This is a genomic window from Achromobacter piechaudii NBRC 102461 (assembly GCF_001571245.1).
GTDB classification, from domain to species: domain Bacteria; phylum Pseudomonadota; class Gammaproteobacteria; order Burkholderiales; family Burkholderiaceae_B; genus Achromobacter; species Achromobacter piechaudii.
In genome coordinates this window covers 368,521-384,164 of the sequence record NZ_BCTK01000007.1, presented here as the reverse complement: position 1 = coordinate 384,164, position 15,644 = coordinate 368,521, and the positions used below count along the sequence as shown (strand labels likewise).

General features: G+C 63.2%; 15 protein-coding genes and 1 tRNA gene. 8 read left to right on the top strand and 8 right to left on the bottom strand.

Annotated features, from left to right (window positions below):
* Window positions 1-29 precede the first annotated feature (29 nt).
* Window positions 30-815 (top strand): enoyl-ACP reductase FabI, encoded by a 786-nt coding sequence (fabI, locus tag API01S_RS19505; RefSeq protein WP_061305830.1) that lies wholly within the window; start codon window positions 30-32, stop codon window positions 813-815.
* Between the two features lie 51 nt (window positions 816-866).
* On the opposite strand, the gene API01S_RS19500 is transcribed toward fabI, so the two are convergent.
* Window positions 867-1,265 (bottom strand): OsmC family protein, encoded by a 399-nt coding sequence (locus tag API01S_RS19500; protein ID WP_006217370.1) that lies wholly within the window; start codon window positions 1,263-1,265, stop codon window positions 867-869.
* A 153-nt stretch (window positions 1,266-1,418) separates the two neighbouring features.
* On the opposite strand from API01S_RS19500, the gene API01S_RS19495 reads away from it, so the two are divergent.
* Window positions 1,419-2,111 (top strand): tellurite resistance TerB family protein, encoded by a 693-nt coding sequence (locus tag API01S_RS19495; RefSeq protein ID WP_061305828.1) that lies wholly within the window; start codon window positions 1,419-1,421, stop codon window positions 2,109-2,111.
* Window positions 2,112-2,163: 52 nt separating this feature from the next.
* Here API01S_RS19495 and API01S_RS19490 read toward each other — a convergent pair whose 3' ends face one another.
* The 3 genes from API01S_RS19490 to API01S_RS19480 form a co-directional block, all read right to left on the bottom strand.
* Complete coding sequence (locus tag API01S_RS19490; RefSeq protein ID WP_050730975.1) at window positions 2,164-3,150, bottom strand: tripartite tricarboxylate transporter substrate binding protein; 987 nt, start codon at window positions 3,148-3,150, stop codon at window positions 2,164-2,166.
* Between the two features lie 9 nt (window positions 3,151-3,159).
* Window positions 3,160-4,044, bottom strand: coding sequence for a carboxylating nicotinate-nucleotide diphosphorylase (nadC, locus tag API01S_RS19485; RefSeq protein WP_006217366.1), 885 nt, complete (start codon window positions 4,042-4,044; stop codon window positions 3,160-3,162).
* Between the two features lie 82 nt (window positions 4,045-4,126).
* The gene (locus API01S_RS19480) at window positions 4,127-5,056 is read right to left on the bottom strand and encodes an NUDIX hydrolase (RefSeq protein ID WP_006217365.1); all 930 of its coding nucleotides are present in this window, start codon (window positions 5,054-5,056) and stop codon (window positions 4,127-4,129) included.
* 200 nt (window positions 5,057-5,256) lie between these two features.
* Here API01S_RS19480 and API01S_RS19475 point away from each other — a divergent pair, with 200 nt between their 5' ends.
* The 4 genes from API01S_RS19475 to API01S_RS19460 all read left to right on the top strand — a co-directional run bounded on the left by API01S_RS19475 (window position 5,257) and on the right by API01S_RS19460 (window position 9,556).
* Window positions 5,257-5,487 (top strand): hypothetical protein, encoded by a 231-nt coding sequence (locus tag API01S_RS19475; protein ID WP_006217364.1) that lies wholly within the window; start codon window positions 5,257-5,259, stop codon window positions 5,485-5,487.
* 174 nt (window positions 5,488-5,661) lie between these two features.
* Window positions 5,662-6,363, top strand: coding sequence for a fimbria/pilus chaperone family protein (locus tag API01S_RS19470; protein WP_006217363.1), 702 nt, complete (start codon window positions 5,662-5,664; stop codon window positions 6,361-6,363).
* 105 nt (window positions 6,364-6,468) lie between these two features.
* Window positions 6,469-8,919 (top strand): fimbria/pilus outer membrane usher protein, encoded by a 2,451-nt coding sequence (locus API01S_RS19465; RefSeq protein ID WP_084802462.1) that lies wholly within the window; start codon window positions 6,469-6,471, stop codon window positions 8,917-8,919.
* A 70-nt stretch (window positions 8,920-8,989) separates the two neighbouring features.
* Complete coding sequence (locus API01S_RS19460; protein WP_061305823.1) at window positions 8,990-9,556, top strand: DUF1120 domain-containing protein; 567 nt, start codon at window positions 8,990-8,992, stop codon at window positions 9,554-9,556.
* Window positions 9,557-9,589: 33 nt separating this feature from the next.
* Here API01S_RS19460 and API01S_RS19455 read toward each other — a convergent pair whose 3' ends face one another.
* Window positions 9,590-10,393: a response regulator transcription factor gene (locus API01S_RS19455; RefSeq protein ID WP_006217360.1), complete on the bottom strand. Its 804-nt coding sequence runs from the start codon at window positions 10,391-10,393 to the stop codon at window positions 9,590-9,592.
* A 67-nt stretch (window positions 10,394-10,460) separates the two neighbouring features.
* Between API01S_RS19455 and API01S_RS19450 the strand changes: the two genes are divergently transcribed.
* Together API01S_RS19450 and API01S_RS19445 are read left to right on the top strand one after the other, a co-directional pair.
* The gene (locus tag API01S_RS19450) at window positions 10,461-11,180 is read left to right on the top strand and encodes a DUF1120 domain-containing protein (protein WP_050730969.1); all 720 of its coding nucleotides are present in this window, start codon (window positions 10,461-10,463) and stop codon (window positions 11,178-11,180) included.
* A gap of 600 nt (window positions 11,181-11,780) precedes the next feature.
* The gene (locus API01S_RS19445) at window positions 11,781-12,449 is read left to right on the top strand and encodes a DUF1120 domain-containing protein (RefSeq protein WP_167351722.1); all 669 of its coding nucleotides are present in this window, start codon (window positions 11,781-11,783) and stop codon (window positions 12,447-12,449) included.
* Window positions 12,450-12,610: 161 nt separating this feature from the next.
* On the opposite strand, the gene API01S_RS19440 is transcribed toward API01S_RS19445, so the two are convergent.
* From API01S_RS19440 to API01S_RS19430, 3 genes are all read right to left on the bottom strand, one after another.
* Window positions 12,611-12,701, bottom strand: a tRNA-Ser gene (locus API01S_RS19440).
* 132 nt (window positions 12,702-12,833) lie between these two features.
* On the bottom strand, window positions 12,834-14,387 hold the full coding sequence (locus API01S_RS19435) for a SpoVR family protein (RefSeq protein ID WP_061305819.1): 1,554 nt from the start codon (window positions 14,385-14,387) through the stop codon (window positions 12,834-12,836).
* A complete protein-coding gene (locus API01S_RS19430) occupies window positions 14,384-15,643 on the bottom strand; it encodes a YeaH/YhbH family protein (protein ID WP_050730967.1) in 1,260 nt (419 codons plus the stop codon). The genes API01S_RS19435 and API01S_RS19430 overlap by 4 nt, the downstream gene beginning before the upstream one ends.
* Window position 15,644: the final 1 nt, after the last annotated feature.

The window sequence follows — 15,644 nt, the reverse complement described above, 5'->3', positions numbered from 1 at the left end:
TTCAGCAGGAAAAAATTAAAGGAACCATCATGGGCTTTCTCGCCGGCAAGCGCATTCTCGTCACCGGGGTGCTTTCAAACCGATCCATCGCCTACGGCATTGCGCGCGCCTGTCATCAGCAAGGCGCCGAACTGGCGTTCACCTATGTGGGCGACCGCTTCAAGGAACGCGTCGTTGAATTCGCCGCCGAATTCGGCAGCAAGATCGTGCTGCCTTGCGATGTGGCCGAAGACAGCCAGATCGAAGGCGCCTTCACGGAACTGGCCCAGCACTGGGACGGCCTGGACGGCCTGGTGCATTCGATCGGTTTCGCGCCTCGCGAAGCGATCGCCGGCAATTTCCTGGATGGTCTTTCGCGCGAAGGCTTTCGCATTGCCCATGACATTTCCGCCTACAGCTTCGCGGCCATGGCCAAGGCTGCCCTGCCCTTGATGGAAGGCCGCAACGGCTCGGTGCTGACGCTGACGTACCTGGGCGCGGAGCGCGTGGTCCCCAACTACAACACCATGGGTCTGGCCAAGGCCTCGCTGGAAGCCAGCGTACGCTACCTGGCCACGGCGCTGGGCCCGCGCGGCATCCGCGCCAACGGCATTTCGGCCGGCCCCATCAAGACGCTGGCCGCCAGCGGCATCAAGGACTTCTCGGCCATCCTGAAGTTCGTCGAAGCGCAAGCGCCGCTGCGTCGCAACGTCACCATCGACGACGTGGGCAACGTGGCGGCATTCATGCTGTCGGATCTGGCTGCGGGCGTCACGGGCGAAATCACCCATGTAGACGCCGGCTTCTCGACCGTCGTGCCGGGCATGGAAGACTGATTCTTCGCGCGGGCGGGCGGCTGCGCGCCCCCGCCTGCCTTGTAGCCCCGATCAGGCGGGCCGCACGACCAGCGTGGACACCTGCACGTCCACCGCGGTCATGAGCTTGTGGATCGGGCATTTCTCGGCCACGGCCAGCAGTTCGTCAATCTGCGCGTCCGACAATTCGCCATTCAGCGTCAGCTGGGCCGTCAGACGATAGATGCCCTTGCGTTCCTCGCTGGCATCGCGCACCACCTCGACATCCACAGACCGTAGCGGCAGACCCTTGCGCTGCGCATAGACCATCAGCGTCATCGCCTTGCAGCCACCCAGCGCGGTGTCGAAATAATCATGCGGATCCGGACCCTCTCCTTGAGGCTGAGGCATGTCCAGCGGCAGATCGTGGCCTTCGGCCGTGGCGGTGAATTGCAGGGTGTCGGGCGCATTCTGGCGGACGTGGATGCTCATGGGGGGATCTCCTGGGGGGCAGCCATCGTGGCCGCCAAGCCCACTTTGTAGCATCCAGGCACTCTTTAGAAGCCTGACATAAAGCTGAACTTATTTACCCTATAAAGGTCGGATATCCCTATCCGCAACTCACGAATCAATATAGGGGGCCACATGAGCGCCAGACAACTTCTAGATCAACTGCTGCAATCCGGCCAGGGCCTGCTGTCCGAGGCCAGCAACCGCGTTCAAGGCGCGACGGGCGGCGCCGCCAGCGGCAAGGGATCGTTTCTGACGGGCTTGGGCGGCGGTGCGCTGGGTGCGGGCGCCCTGGGTCTGTTGATGGGCAGCAAGAAGGCCCGCAAGATCGGCGGCAAGGTCGCGATGTACGGTGGCATGGCAGCGCTTGGCGCGCTGGCCTACCGGGCCTATGGCGACTGGCAGCGCAATCAGGCGGGTGGCGCGCAGGCCGCGCCGCCCCAGACGCTGGACCGCCTGCCCGCGCCCGAAGCCGAACAGCACAGCACCGCCGTGCTGACTGCAATGATCGGCGCGGCCAAGGCCGATGGCCACATTGGCCCCGAAGAACGCGGCCTGCTGGAAACCGAGCTGGCCAAGCTGTCATCCGACGCGCAAGACCGCCAATGGCTGGAAACGGAATTGTCGCGGCCGCTCGACCCCGCTGCGGTGGCCCGTTCCGCCAAGACGCCCGAAATGGCGGCGGAAATGTATCTGGCCAGCCTGCTCGTTGTCGATGAAGAAAGCTATATGGAACGCGCGTATCTGGACGAGCTGGCGCGTCAGCTCAAGCTTGAGCCTGGCTTGAAAGAACAGCTGGAACAGCACGCCAAGGCCGCCGTGGCCTGAGCGCCGGCAAGCAGGGCGGCGGCGCGCGCCGCCGCCTCACCCATCCATCGCATCAATCCGCGTGCAGGCCGATCGACTGGGTCAGCGCCGTGTAGCGATCGATATCGGCATTGATCATCGACTGGAATTCGCGCGGCGTGCTGCTGGCGGGCGTGAACCCCTGCTCTCGCAGGGCCGCCTGCATCTCGGGCTGGCGCACGACTTTCGTCACCATCGCGTTCAGCTTGTCGACCACCGCGCGCGGCGTAGCGGCCGGCGCCAACAAACCGTGCCATTGGTCCAGCGCATAACCTGCAACGCCCTGCTCGGCAACGGTGGGCACCGTCGGCATCAGCGGCGAACGTGCCGGAGACGTCACCGCCAACGCCCGCAGCTTGCCCGCAGCAATCAGGGGCGCGGCGCTGGAGGCCGTCACGATGCCCATCGGCACCTGGCCGGCCGTCACGTCGGTCAACGCGGGCCCGCAGCCCTTGTAAGGCACGTGCTGCAACACCGCGCCGCCAGCTCGCGCCAGCATTTCTCCGGCCAGATGCTGCGGCGTGCCGTTGCCGCAGGAGGCGAAAGGCAGGGGTTTGGTCGGCAAGGCCCGTGCCAGCGCATCGTCCAGCGTGCGCAGCGGCGAGGCGGCCGGCACCACGAAGACAGAAGGCACGAATGCCACGTTGATCACGGCGGCAAAATCCTGCTTCGGCGAAAACCCAAGCTGCCGATACACACCCGGGTTGATGGCGAACGAGCTGTTCACCATCAGCAGCGTATAGCCGTCGGGCGGCGCCTCGGCCACGATGCGCGCGCCGATGTTGCCGCTCGCTCCCGGGCGGTTTTCCACGACGACGGGCTGTCCCAGTTGCGCCTGCAAGCTGGCTCCGATGCGGCGCGCCAACAGGTCGGTGCCCCCGCCCGGCGGGAAGGTCACCACGATGGTGATGGGATGCGTGGGATAGGCGGCGTCCACGGGCGCTTCGCCCGAAGGCGAATTGCCGCAAGCAGCCAAAGATACGGACAACAGGGTGAGGCCGGTTCGTAGCAGGCGTTTCATGATGCGCTCTCAGGCGTCCAGGCCGATGTCCAGCACCTTGGCGCTGTGGGTCAGCCAACCCACGGCGATCTGGTCCACGCCGGTCGCGGCGACGGCGGCGGCGGTCTCGGGGGTGATGCGGCCCGACGCTTCCGTGATGGCGCGGCCACGCGACATCTGGACGGCGCGGCGCAAATCTTCCAGGCTCATGTTGTCCAGCAACACCACGTCCACGCCCAGGGACAGCGCCACCTCCAGCTGGGCCAGCGTATCGACTTCCAGCTCGATCTTGACCATATGGCCAACGCCTGCGCGCGCCCGCTCCACGGCGGTGGCGACGCCGCCAGCCAGCGCGATGTGGTTGTCCTTGATCAGCACCGCGTCGTCCAGGCCGAACCGGTGGTTGCTCCCTCCCCCCACGCGTACCGCGTACTTTTGCACGGCGCGCAGCCCAGGCATGGTCTTGCGGGTGCAAGTGACTCGCGCGCCGTAACCCGAAATGGCGCGCGCAATCGACGCGGTGGCGCTTGCCACGCCGCTCAGGTGACACAGGAAGTTCAGCGCCACGCGTTCCGCGGTCAGCATTGCGCGAGCGTTGCCGCGCAGCCGGGCGATCTCGGTACCCGGCGCCAGCTCACTGCCGTCGCGCTGCGAGACGGTGAATTCGATGCCCGGGTCCATGGCCTTGAACGCCAGTCGCGCCAGGTCCAGCCCCGCCAATACGCCGGCTTGCCGAGACACCAATCGCGTTTCGGCGATGGCGTCGGCGGGAACGATGGCGTCGGTGGTCAGGTCGCCCGCACGGCCCAGGTCTTCCAGCAAGGCGGCGCGCACCAGCGGCTCAAGCATAAGGTCCGGCAAAGAGGGCACCGCCAGGCGAGAGGCGGTCAAGGGCGCTTCGGCATTAATGCTCATTTTGAGTATTTGTGAGTTAAAAAAAGGCGCGCAATCAATGCGCAGCACTTATGCTAAGGACGAGCATAAGCCTTGTCAAGCATCACATCGTGCGCGAAAGGGGCAATTTGCTGCCAGCGATGGCGCGCTCCAGCAGCACGTCGCGCCGGAAACGGAACAGCTTGGCCGGCCTGCCAGCCGTGCCCGTGGCCATTTCCCCGGTCTCCTCGACCAGCGCCTGCTGCTCGATGAGCCGGCGGAAATTCTGTTTGTGTAAAGACCGGCCAGCCAAGGCCTCAACCGCCAGTTGCAACTGGAGCAGGGTGAATTGACTCGGCATCAGCTCAAACACCACGGGCCGGTATTTGATCTTGGCCCGCAGCCGCGCAATGCCGGTCGCAAGGATGCGGCGATGGTCATGGCGCATGGGTTCGCCCGGCAACACGGCCGTGCCGCCGCCGCGCCGCGCGGCCTCGGGCACCAGCCCGGCTTCGAACAGAAGTTCATAGCGTTGCAACACCATGTCCTCGTTCCAAGCCGCGCCGTCCAGGCCGAACGTGATGGCGGCGCGCTGCTGCCGGCGCGTGCGCATGGCCGGGTCGGCGCTGGCGCCGCACCATTGCGCCAGGTGCGGCACGATCAGTTCGTCGATCAACGCAGGGGCGCCGGCGCGCCGATCTTCCCAAGGGAAGTAGCGATACCAGTCCTGCCACCCGACCTGGGCCACACCCGTGTCGCCGGCTTCGCGCGTCAAGCCCAGGTAGCTGACCGAGATCACTCGCGCGCCGGTTTCGTCGGAGCGGTCGCCATCGGCAAACGTGTAGAGCTGCTCGACGTAGCCAAGCGGATGGTGCGTTTGCGCCTCGACCCAGGCGCGCAAGCCCGCCTGCAGCGAGCGATGCGAGAGTTCGAACGGCCCCGCCGGCAAGGCGCTGGCGCCGTCCGTGGTCAACACGCGCGGCTCGCCATTCGTCACCGCGACGAGCACAGCCACGAGTTCGGTATGGACGGAGCGTTCGATGGAGTCGGTCAAGGTTGAAAGTGGGAATAGAGGGGACTGCGCGCGCCTGCCAGGCCCGCGCAGCGCCGCAAATTATAAGGGCGCGCCGTGCAACAGCCCCTTGCAAACGTGACAGGCGAATGGCGTGTCGGGCCGCGCGCAAGGTCTAAGATAAAAACATCGCCAACCAGGCGCGTCGCCATCCTGGGACGCCCGCAAGTGGAGTAAGCGCCATGTTGAAAACCACCCCCGACCTTCAGGCCACGGCCCCCGCCAAGGATGTCGATACACGCCCGCCCACCGACCCGCGCAAAGGCACTGAAACGCTGCCGATGCCGGAGCACAGTGAGCAGGTCGCCGGGATGCCTCGGAACGGCCGCGCAATTGCGCAGCCCGGCGAACCCGGTGTCATTACGCCCGAGGACGATGTTCTGGACACGTCCTACGAAAACCGCAAATCCTGACGCCCGATGATACGCGAGCCGCTTTCGCGCGGCTCGCGCGCGCTACCCGGGCGACTTAGACCAACATCCGCCCTTGAACATTGGAAATAGGCGCTCGCCTATATCAGCAGCGTGAGCCCGTTCCTACACTGCTACGCTTTCAGGCCCATCGGGCCGCTGCCTTAGCGATCTCCCATGTTCAAGAATGCTTTTGTCCGACTCGCCGCGACGACCCTCGCCGCCGTCCTGTTTTCCGCCAGCGCCCATGCCATGGGCATCCAACCCGAAACCTCCGTCGTGCTGGTGCACGAAGACAGCGGCGAAGGCACGATCGGCATCAAGAACACGGGTGACGAACCCGTGCTGCTGGTCTCGATGATCGAAAACATCCCCGAAGACGAAGAAGGCTGGGTCATGGTGTCACCGCCGGCCGCCGTGCTCGCCCCCGGCAAGACGCAGTTGGTGCGCTTTCTGCTGACCAACGAAAAGCCGCTCGCCACCCAACGCATGAAGCGCGCCATCTTCGAAGGCATTCCGCAATCCGGCGATCAATCCAACAAGCTGCGGCTGACCATCCGTCAAGACCTCCCGCTGATCGCACTGCCCAAGAGCATCGCCAATGACAACGCTCCGTGGCGCCATCTGCAATGGTCGGCGCACGACGGCAAGCTGTCTGTCCACAATCCCAGCCCCTACATCGTGCGGCTGGATCAGCAAGTGCATGTACAACCCGCCAACCAGGCGCTGATCCTGCCCAAGACCTACGTCTTGCCCGGTGAAACGCTGCAACTTGCCTCAACGGGCGCCCCGCCTGCCGGCCAGACCGCTGTACGCCTCTACCCGGCCAGCGTGTATGGCTACCAGGTTTCCTCCTTCGACGCGCCGCTCAAGAACTGACGGTAGTAGCGCCCACATCGGGCGCCCAGAAGCCCGGCACGGCGCGCACGCCCCTGCTTGCAGGGACGCGGCGCGCCGTGCCGAGCCGCCTCACCAAACGCTGTCATGTTCCGCATACGCTTACGCATCACCCGCGCTGGCGCCCTCGCCGCTGCGGGCACACTGCTGTGCCTGTTCCGGCCTGCCCACGCGCAGACCGGAGCGGGCGGCTATGACCTGGAAATATTGAAAAGCCGGGGTATCAGTCCGACTCTTGCCTCGCATTTTCAGAATGGTCCTAAATTTCTTCCGGGCCTTCAGACGGTGCAACTGAGCGTCAATGGCCGGGAAGCGGGCCGCGCCCAGGCCACGTTCGACGCCCGGGGCAGACTTTGCCTGACGCCCGAGTTGCTCAGGCTGGCCAAATTGAAGGTGCCCGAGTCACAAGCCGAAGATCCGGACACCTGTCCTGATGCCTTCCTGCGCGCCTGGCCCACCACCACCATCACGCTGCAACCCGAGCGCATGTCGGTGGACATCGTCGTCCCACCGGGCGCGACCGATACCACACAAGCCGTCACCACCTATCATTCAGGCGGCCGCGCGGCCATCCTCAACTATGACGTGCTGTCGAGCCAGACACATTATTTCGGCGGCGCCACCCGGTACCTCCAGGCCCACACCGAGCTGGGCCTGAACGCAAACGATTGGATCCTGCGCAGCAACAGCACCTACTCGACGTTTGGCGGTAAGTCGACGTGGAACCACGTCGACGCCTACGCGCAGCGCACGCTTGCCGCCTGGAGCACCACCATGCAAGCCGGGCAGATCAATCTGCAAGGCACATTGTTTGGCGGCGTGCCGGTCACCGGAATCCAGCTGTTCCCTGAAACCGCCTTGCAGATCGGCAAGCACGAGGGGCCCCCCATTTCCGGCATTGCGAACACCCAGGCACGCGTGGAAGTCTGGCAGAACGGGACGCCACTGGCTTCGCTCATCGTCCCGCCAGGCCCCTTCACCATGACCGACGTGATGCCCCGTTCGCTGTCTCACGATCTGAAGGTCGCGGTGCACGAAGCCACGGGCGAACAGCGCGTCTTCTACGTACCCGCGGCCGCGCTTCAGGTAGACCGCGTCGGCACGGCGTCGGGATTCTCAGGCGGCCTTGGCAAGCTGCGCCAACTTGGCTACGACAAACGCGACGCCGCGTCCGTGGCGGTTGCCGAGTACGGCATGCCGGTAGGCAAGCGCGCCAACCTCACGACGGGCGCGTTACTCAGCCAGGACTATCGCGCCATCGGCGCACGCTCGGATCTGGCCCTGCCCGGCAACATCCAGACCGGCCTGCAAAGCCAGTTTTCGCAAAACGCGCGCACCGGAAGCAGCGGCGCGCAGCACATCGTGTCGGTCTCTGCCCAACTGCTGCCCGGCGTATCGTCCAACGTGTCCTTACTGCGACGCACCTCCGGGTACAGTGACGTGCTCGACACCGCAGGCGGACGCTACCACCACGATCCGCAAGCGGGCGCGTACTCGTATTCGGGCTACCGTGACGATCGCATCAAACAGCAGGTCAGCGCCGGGTTGGGCTGGAGCGGCACGTCCTTGGGCGGCTTCAGCATGAACTACAGCGAATCGTCGAATACCCGGGGGCATGTGTCCCGTCGAGGAATCGTCAACTGGGGCAAGAGCATCAACCGCGCCAGCCTGTCGGTGTCCTTTGAACGCGACCTGGGGTCCAGCCAGCGCAGCCAGGGCAGCCTCATGTACGTGAACCTGGGTCTGCCATTGGGCAAGCAAAGCGTCAGCGCGTCCATGCAGCGGCAGGAGAACGGCAGCAGCTTTGGCCTCAGCACCGCGGCGTCCATCGACGAACGCAGCAGCTACACACTGTCGGCCACCTCGCAGCCGCGCACCCAGCCCAGCTATTCCGGATCCGTCGTGCTCAATTCGGCCTATACCCAGCTGAACGTGGCCGCAAGCAGCTTCGGCGGAGGCTACAGCCATTCCACGCGCATGCGCGGCGGACTGGTCGCGCACGCGCAAGGCCTGAGCTTTTCGCCCTACCGCGTGTCGGACACGTTTGCCATTGCCTCGGTCGGCGACTTGTCCGACGTGCGCTTGAGCACGCCGGCCGGCAGCGTATGGACGGACCCCTGGGGCCGAGCCGTCATTCCGTCATTGCCGGCGTACCGCAATGGTCAGGTTCAGGTCGCAACGTCATCGCTGGCGCGCAACGTCGACTTGATCAACGGTCGCTACAGCCTGGATCCGGCACGCGGGTCGGTCGCTGCCATCGACTTCGCGGTCGTCACGGTGCGCCGCGCGCTGCTGACCGCCACCTACCCCGACGGTACGCCGCTGGCCAAGGGCGCGGCGGTGCTGGACGCCAGTGGCGTCTTCATCACGCTGGTGGGCGGTAGCGGTCAGATCTTCCTGCCCGATCTGCGAACCGAAAGCGCGCCCTACCGTGTCACCTCGCCCGAGGGCGTTGCCTGCACGCTTGCCTTCGACATCCCCGCCACCCCGAACCCCACGGCGTTGTACGAGCGCGCCCAAGCCACGTGCGCTCCATAACCCCAACGCCACTTCAGGAAACTCCATGCCTCGTACAACGGCTTGTCGCCTCCCATTCCGACCGCTCGCCTTGGCGATCAGCGCCTTGCTGTTGACGGGCGTCCTGGCGTCCGACGCGATAGCGCAGCCGGCACCACGCGACCAGGCGCCGCGCACGCTGCCGAGCATCGCGCCGGCCGGTTGCATGGTGGTGCTTGGTCAACCGACGGTGGACTATGGCCATTTCACCGCCGGCCAATTGAATCGCGACACCGCGCATCGATACGAGCTGGAGCCGCGCTCCGTGCCATTGACCGTCAACTGCCCCACGGCGCGCGCCATTGCCTTGCGGGTAAGCGGGCCTGCCCGTCACGATGGCGCCGTCAGGTTTGCAGGGGCCGGTGCGGTGGGGATCGTGCTGCGCAATGTACGCGTCGATGGCGACGAGACGCGCATTCAGAATCCGGATTCGCCGCAGGGGCCGCAGGCTCAGCTGACGCTACGCCCCGGGGATACGGTCGTGCTGGAACACCGCCGCGTCGGACGCAACCTTACGGCGCAGATCGATGTGAATCCTGAAGTGACGGATGCGGATGTCCGTGTGAACGATCAAACGGTATGGTCCGCCGTCGTGCAGTTCGAGCTGGTCAACCCCTAGCCCCCGACACGCGGGCCGCGCCTTAATTGCGGGTTATAGAAGCCCGCACAACTTGAACAGGCCGTTGTCCGTCGTAACGCCCAGCTTGCGATAGGCCGTGCCTTTTTGTGCGCTGATGGTTTTCGGGCTTCGTCCGAATTTGACGGCGATGTCAGAGATGGTCATTCCCTCCAACAAGCAGCGAATCACTTCGCGTTCGCGGGCCGACAGCGATGCGCCGTCCAGCACGCCGGATGCGGCAGGCAGCAATGTGGAGTCAGCGTCAGGGCTTTCGGAATGCTCGGTGCTGGCGCCGGACAGCAGATAAGCCATCTGCGCGTCGCGATAGGTGCCTCCTGAGGCAACCTTGCGTACCGCGAGCAGGATTTCTTCTTCGCGCCCGCCCTTGCCCACGAAGCCGTGGGCGCCCGAACGCAGCGCCAGTGCAACGGTAGCCGGGTCATAGAGCGCGGAGAACACCAGGATGCGGGCGTCGGGAAATTTGATCCGCAGCATCTTGATCAGTGAAATGCCGTCAATCTCGGATGGGCCAAGCGAATAGTCGATCAGCAGCACGTCCGCGGGTTGGCTGGCCAGCGCCTGAATCATGTCGCGGCTGGATTCGTACTGACCGATGACAACGATGTCACGACTTTGCGACAAGTAGGCCGCGACGCCAGCCCGCACCACCGGATGGTCATCCAGGATCGCGATGCGCAGCGGTTGAAAATTAAATGCGGACAATATGGAATTCCCAGGTAGAGCTAAGATTTTCCACCGTTTTCTGCTCAAGGCAAGAGTCGCGTGGACAAATAGTAACGCAGCGTAGAGCCCTGTCCGGCGCAAGTTTAGGCGCATGCCTATATACCTTATGACGTCTGTTTCCTAGAGTGGGTACTTTGTCCCCACCAGAAATTGGATTGTCATGAATTACTCGGTACGTCCCTTGCCCACTCTGCGTTACCTGCTGGCCGCAACCCTCTTCATGTCGGCCTCCGCTCAGGCGGCCACCTCGGCGGAACTCAAAGTCACCGGCCGCATCACGCCGCCTTCCTGCGACCTTTCCCTTGACGGCAACGGCGTACTCAACTTCGGCGACCGCGCCTTCAACTCGCTTAACGGCGACGGCACCAAGCTCACCGAAAAGCCGATCGGCCTGAGCATCACCTGCGAAGGCTCAACGCGCGTCGGGCTGCACGTTGTAGACAACCGCGCCAGCAGCAAAGTTCTGAAAGCATCGCTGAACGCTAACGCCTGGGGTTCCACCAACGCTCTGATCACCGACGCGTTCATCTTTGGCCTGGGTTCGGTGGCCGGCGCCAATGACACCCAGATTCCGATCGGCGGCTACATGTTCGGCTTCAAGGAAGGCGACGTGCAAGTCAATGGCACCAAGGCCATCGTCCTCTACAGCACCGACAAGCGCAGTTGGTCTGCCGAAGCCATAACGCGGCAATTCATCAGCCCCAACTACACCTACTCGTTCCTGTTAGGCACGCCGGGCGCCAACAGCACGCCGACGCCTGTCACCACGGTCAATGGTTCGCTCACCGTGACCCCGACGATCAACCGCGCTAGCGAATTGCCCACCACTGCCGCCATCCCGTTGGACGGCAGCGCGACGATTTCACTGGTTTACCTGTAAATGCATGACAGAAGGCGCGCTGTGGCGCCTTCTCACGACTCCCTTGGCTAGCGTCTGGCCTGAAGCTTCCAACCCTGGCTGGCTTCAGCCAACGCTTGCCTAGATCCGGGTCGGTCGACGCCTGCCGTCAGATGGCGGGACAAGTCGAATTCAGGAGCAAGCATCATGATGAAACATGCCATTCCCACCGGTCCGGCGGGCGCGCTTTCCATCGCTATGTCATGCAATGGGGTCGCAAGCCGCCCTGCCCTGGCGGGAAAGTTGACGCTACCGAGGCGACGTAGTCTCTCGGTCGACCACTGCGCAACGGCCGCTTTCACCATCAAGCCATACCGTGCGCGGGGGCGCGCGGAAACCCCATTCGACGACAAGAGCCATCTCGACGAATCATCCTTGATGGCGTCTGAAGCGCATTACCAATGCGTAATCAAGCATCGGCGCGCTCTCGCCAGAGCGGCCTTGCGGCCCGACCCAGGCCTTCGTGTTCGCGCAGGCTGATTCGCTGCGCGATCTTCAGCTCCTATCCAAGCTTCTTCAACGAATCCGCTCTACCTCGTTCCTATGACAAAAATTCTGTCTTACCTTTGCGCCGGTTTGGCCTTGTCCACGGCAACTCTTGCGCACGCCGCCGACGGCAAGGCTAACTTGTCGATCAAGGGCCAACTGATTCCGCCCGCATGCAATATCGGGTTGGATCAGGTCGGCCCTGTCGATTACGGCGACATCCCGTTCAACACGCTGGATGTTGACGGCAAGCTCCTCGACGAGCTCCAGCCCAACATGAAGATCAGCTGCGGGGGTCCCACCCGCGTATCCTTCACGCTTCAAGAAAATCGGCCCGGAACCGCTATCACGCAACAGGAAGCGACCGCGGCTGGCATGAAGTGGCCGTATCAGCACCCTGGCAATGGCACCCGCCACGCGTGGGGCCTGGGCACCGTCCAAGGCACCAAGATTGGCGCGCTGGTGTTGCTGATCCGCCCCCACGCCTCAGAGATCGACGGCAAGGCGCCCACATTGGCAACCAGCTATGTCATCGCCCGCCCCATCGGCAGCGCTTCAAAATGGCCCATCCATTCCGCACAAGAGACCATCAACCTTAACCCGATCGAGGAATACTCCTTCGGTACAACGGAGGCAGTTGTGCCCATCACGACGGCGTCCCTCAGCCTGGGCATCAAGCCACTATTGAACCGACCCGCCGTATTGCCTTCGCAAGAAGCAATCGTAATAGACGGCTCGGTGACGTTCACGCTGCGATACTTGTAAGACCGCCTCTGCCGAACGGGGCGTCCCGTCGGATACCCCTCGCACGGCACGCATCAAAGCAAAAGGCCCTCGGCTTCAATGAAGTCGAGGGCCTTTCTGCGATGCTTTTTCATGCGGCTTGTGTGTTGCGCTTTTCTTTGCAACGCCGCCCTAGGAATTCTTGGCGGACAGAGGGGGATTCGAACCCCCGATACGCTTTTGACGTATACACGCTTTCCAGGCGTGCGCCTTCAACCGCTCGGCCACCTGTCCTAATCGGCATTTTCGTAAAAATTGCTGCTACGAAAATTGCGAATCCGCGATTCTAGCAGGTTTCGGGGTGACGCAGCAAGCGCACGAAAAGCGGGGACAAACCCCGCCTCGTGTTGCCTTATGCCGCGCGCCTCAGTGCGACGCCGGCGGCTCCTGTTCACGATAGGAGCTGATCGTGCCGTCGGGTTCGGTTTCTTCCAATCGGACTTTGAAGCCCCACAAGCGCGCCAGATGCTTCATGACCTGTTCGGCGTCGTCGCCGGCTAAGGGGCGGCCACGGCTTTTCAGGTGGCGCAAGACCAGTGAGCGGTCAGAGTCGCGGTTGAACCGCACGACCTGGATATCCGGCACCTGGTTGTCGCGATTGTGCTGCGCGGCAAGCAGGCGGCGAATGTCTCGGTAGCCCTCGTCATTGTGGATGGCGGCAACCTCAAGCTTCGGGTTGGCCTGATGATCGGAAATTGCGAAAAAGCGGAATTCGCGGATCAGGCGGGGCGACAAGTACTGCGAGATGAACGACTCGTCCTTGAAGTTGCGCATGGCGAAGTCCAGCGTCTTGAGCCAATCGCCGCCCGCGATGTCCGGAAACCAGCGGCGGTCTTCAGGCGTGGGCGCCTCGCAGATGCGGCGTATGTCCGACATCATGGCAAAGCCCAGCGCGTACGGATTGATGCCCCCGTAGCCGCGCTCGTCAAAGCCACGCTGGCTGACCACATTGGTATGGCTTTGCAGGAACTCCATCATGAAGCCGTCGTTCACCAGTCCTTTTTCGTGCAGCCGATTCAGGATCGTGTAGTGCCAGAAGGTCGCCCAGCCTTCGTTCATCACCTTGGTTTGCGTCTGCGGATAAAAGTACTGGGCGATCTTGCGCACGATGCGCACCAGCTCTTTCTGCCACGGCGCCAGCTTGGGCGAATACTTTTCGATGAAGTACAGCAGATTCTCTTCGGGTTCCGGCGGAAATACGGCCGTATCGACCCGTGCGTCCTTGTCCGATTCCAGGCGCGGCAAGGTGCGCCACAAGTCGTTGTATTGCAGACGCGCGTGTTCCTTGCGCTCGGCCTGGCGCGCCGCCTCTTCCTTGAACGACATGGGCGTTGGCCGCTTGTAGCGGTCTACCCCGTGATGCGACAGCGCATGGCAAGAATCCAGCAGCGCTTCCACCGCGTCGATACCGAAGCGGTCTTCGCAGGACATCACATACTTGCGCGCGAACACCAGGTAGTCCAGCACGCCATCCGCGTCGGTCCACTGGCGGAACAGGTAGTTGCCCTTGAAAAACGAGTTGTGGCCATAGCAGGCATGCGCAATCACCAGGGCCTGCATCGTCATGGAGTTTTCTTCCATGAGATAAGCAATGCAGGGGTTGGAGTTGATGACGATCTCGTAGGCCAGGCCCTGCATGCCGCGCCGATAGTATTGCTCGTTGCGGATGAATTCCTTGCCGTACGACCAGTGCGGATAGCCGATCGGCAGACCGGCAGACGCATAGGCGTCGAGCATCTGTTCCGAGGTGATTACCTCGATCTGGTTCGGGTACGTGTCCAGCCCGAATTCCGCCGCGATCTTGGAGATCGCATCGTCATAGGATTGGATCAGTTCGAACGTCCATTCGGAGCCCTGGGAAATCGGCCGAGCCCCGCCGGCCGATTCCGGCTCTACGAGAGCACCCACGATGGCATTCATGCGGTTTCCTTCTTGAACAGGTCATGGAACACGGGGAAGATCTCGCCGCGATCACAAATGCGCCGCATGACGAAATGCGGCTCCAGCTTCTGTTCATATTCGGCCCACAGGCTGCTCTTGCGTGCCTCCTGCGAGTCGGGGATTTCGATGTAGGCGAAATACCGTGTCGACGGCAGCAGATGCTCCGCCAGGAAACGCGCGCTCTTGCCAGCATCGGCGCCAAACGAATCGCCGTCACTGGCCTGAGCCGCGTACACGTTCCACGCCGACGGCGGATAGCGCTTTTCAAGAATCTCGCGCATCAGCTCCAGCGCGGACAACACGATCGTGCCGCCACTCTTGGGATCGTAGAAAAAGGTTTGTTCGTCGACTTCCTCGGCGTTGTCGGTGTGGCGGATGAAGACCAGGTCCACGTGTTCGTATTTACGCGACAGGAACAGGTACAGCAGCGTGAAGAAACGCTTGGCCAGGTCCTTCTTGCCTTCGTCCATGGATCCGGACACGTCCATCAGGCAGAACATGACCGCACGCGCCATCGGAATGGCGACGGACACGCGATTGCGATAGCGCAAGTCCAGATCGTCCAGGAACGGCACACGCGCGAGCCGCTCGCGGCAGTCTTCGACGTCCTGCTCCAGCGTTTGGATCGTGGCGGCGGACGCACCCGCCGCACGAGCCTCGGCCAGCGCCTTTTCGGCATCTTCGAGGTCGGCGCGCGCCTTGACGTTCAGCGCGACGCGACGCGCCAACGACGACTTCAAGGTGCGGCTGATGCTCAACATGCTGGGCGAGCCGGTCGTGGTGTAGCCCGCGCGCTGCCATTTCTTCTGGCTGACTTCGCCAAGTTGATTGCGCGCCAGATGCGGCAGCTCCAGGTCTTCGAAGAACAGATTCAGGAACTCGGCCCGAGACAAGCTGAAGGTGAATTGGTCAACCGATTCTCCTTCGCCTGGCTCGGAACCGCCTTCGCCCTGGCCTCCCTGCGGCCGGTCGATGGTGTCACCCTTGGCGAACTCACGATTGCCAGGGTGAACCATCTCGCGGTCACCGCCCGATCCGTGCCGGAATGTCGGCTCGGAAATATCGCGGGCGGGCAGATTGATCTCTCCGCCTTGATCCATATCCTGAATGGAGCGGTCACGAATCATCCCGTGAACCGCCTTGCGGATCTGGTCCTTGTAGCGCCGCAAAAAACGCTCGCGGTTGACGGCGCTTTTATTGCGCCCGTTAAGACGGCGATCGATCAGTGAATTCATG

Excerpts from the sequence above, each read along its gene's own strand:
- API01S_RS19475 (WP_006217364.1), top strand. The coding sequence starts at position 5,257 with ATGTTGAAAACCACCCCCGACCTTCAGGCCACGGCCCCCGCCAAGGAT.
- API01S_RS19435 (WP_061305819.1), bottom strand. The coding sequence starts at position 14,387 with ATGAATGCCATCGTGGGTGCTCTCGTAGAGCCGGAATCGGCCGGCGGG.
- API01S_RS19455 (WP_006217360.1), bottom strand. The coding sequence starts at position 10,393 with ATGCGCCTAAACTTGCGCCGGACAGGGCTCTACGCTGCGTTACTATTT.
- API01S_RS19495 (WP_061305828.1), top strand. The coding sequence starts at position 1,419 with ATGAGCGCCAGACAACTTCTAGATCAACTGCTGCAATCCGGCCAGGGC.
- nadC (WP_006217366.1), bottom strand. The coding sequence starts at position 4,044 with ATGAGCATTAATGCCGAAGCGCCCTTGACCGCCTCTCGCCTGGCGGTG.
- API01S_RS19490 (WP_050730975.1), bottom strand. The coding sequence starts at position 3,150 with ATGAAACGCCTGCTACGAACCGGCCTCACCCTGTTGTCCGTATCTTTG.
- fabI (WP_061305830.1), top strand. The coding sequence starts at position 30 with ATGGGCTTTCTCGCCGGCAAGCGCATTCTCGTCACCGGGGTGCTTTCA.
- API01S_RS19465 (WP_084802462.1), top strand. The coding sequence starts at position 6,469 with ATGTTCCGCATACGCTTACGCATCACCCGCGCTGGCGCCCTCGCCGCT.
- API01S_RS19500 (WP_006217370.1), bottom strand. The coding sequence starts at position 1,265 with ATGAGCATCCACGTCCGCCAGAATGCGCCCGACACCCTGCAATTCACC.
- API01S_RS19450 (WP_050730969.1), top strand. The coding sequence starts at position 10,461 with ATGAATTACTCGGTACGTCCCTTGCCCACTCTGCGTTACCTGCTGGCC.
- API01S_RS19430 (WP_050730967.1), bottom strand. The coding sequence starts at position 15,643 with ATGAATTCACTGATCGATCGCCGTCTTAACGGGCGCAATAAAAGCGCC.
- API01S_RS19470 (WP_006217363.1), top strand. The coding sequence starts at position 5,662 with ATGTTCAAGAATGCTTTTGTCCGACTCGCCGCGACGACCCTCGCCGCC.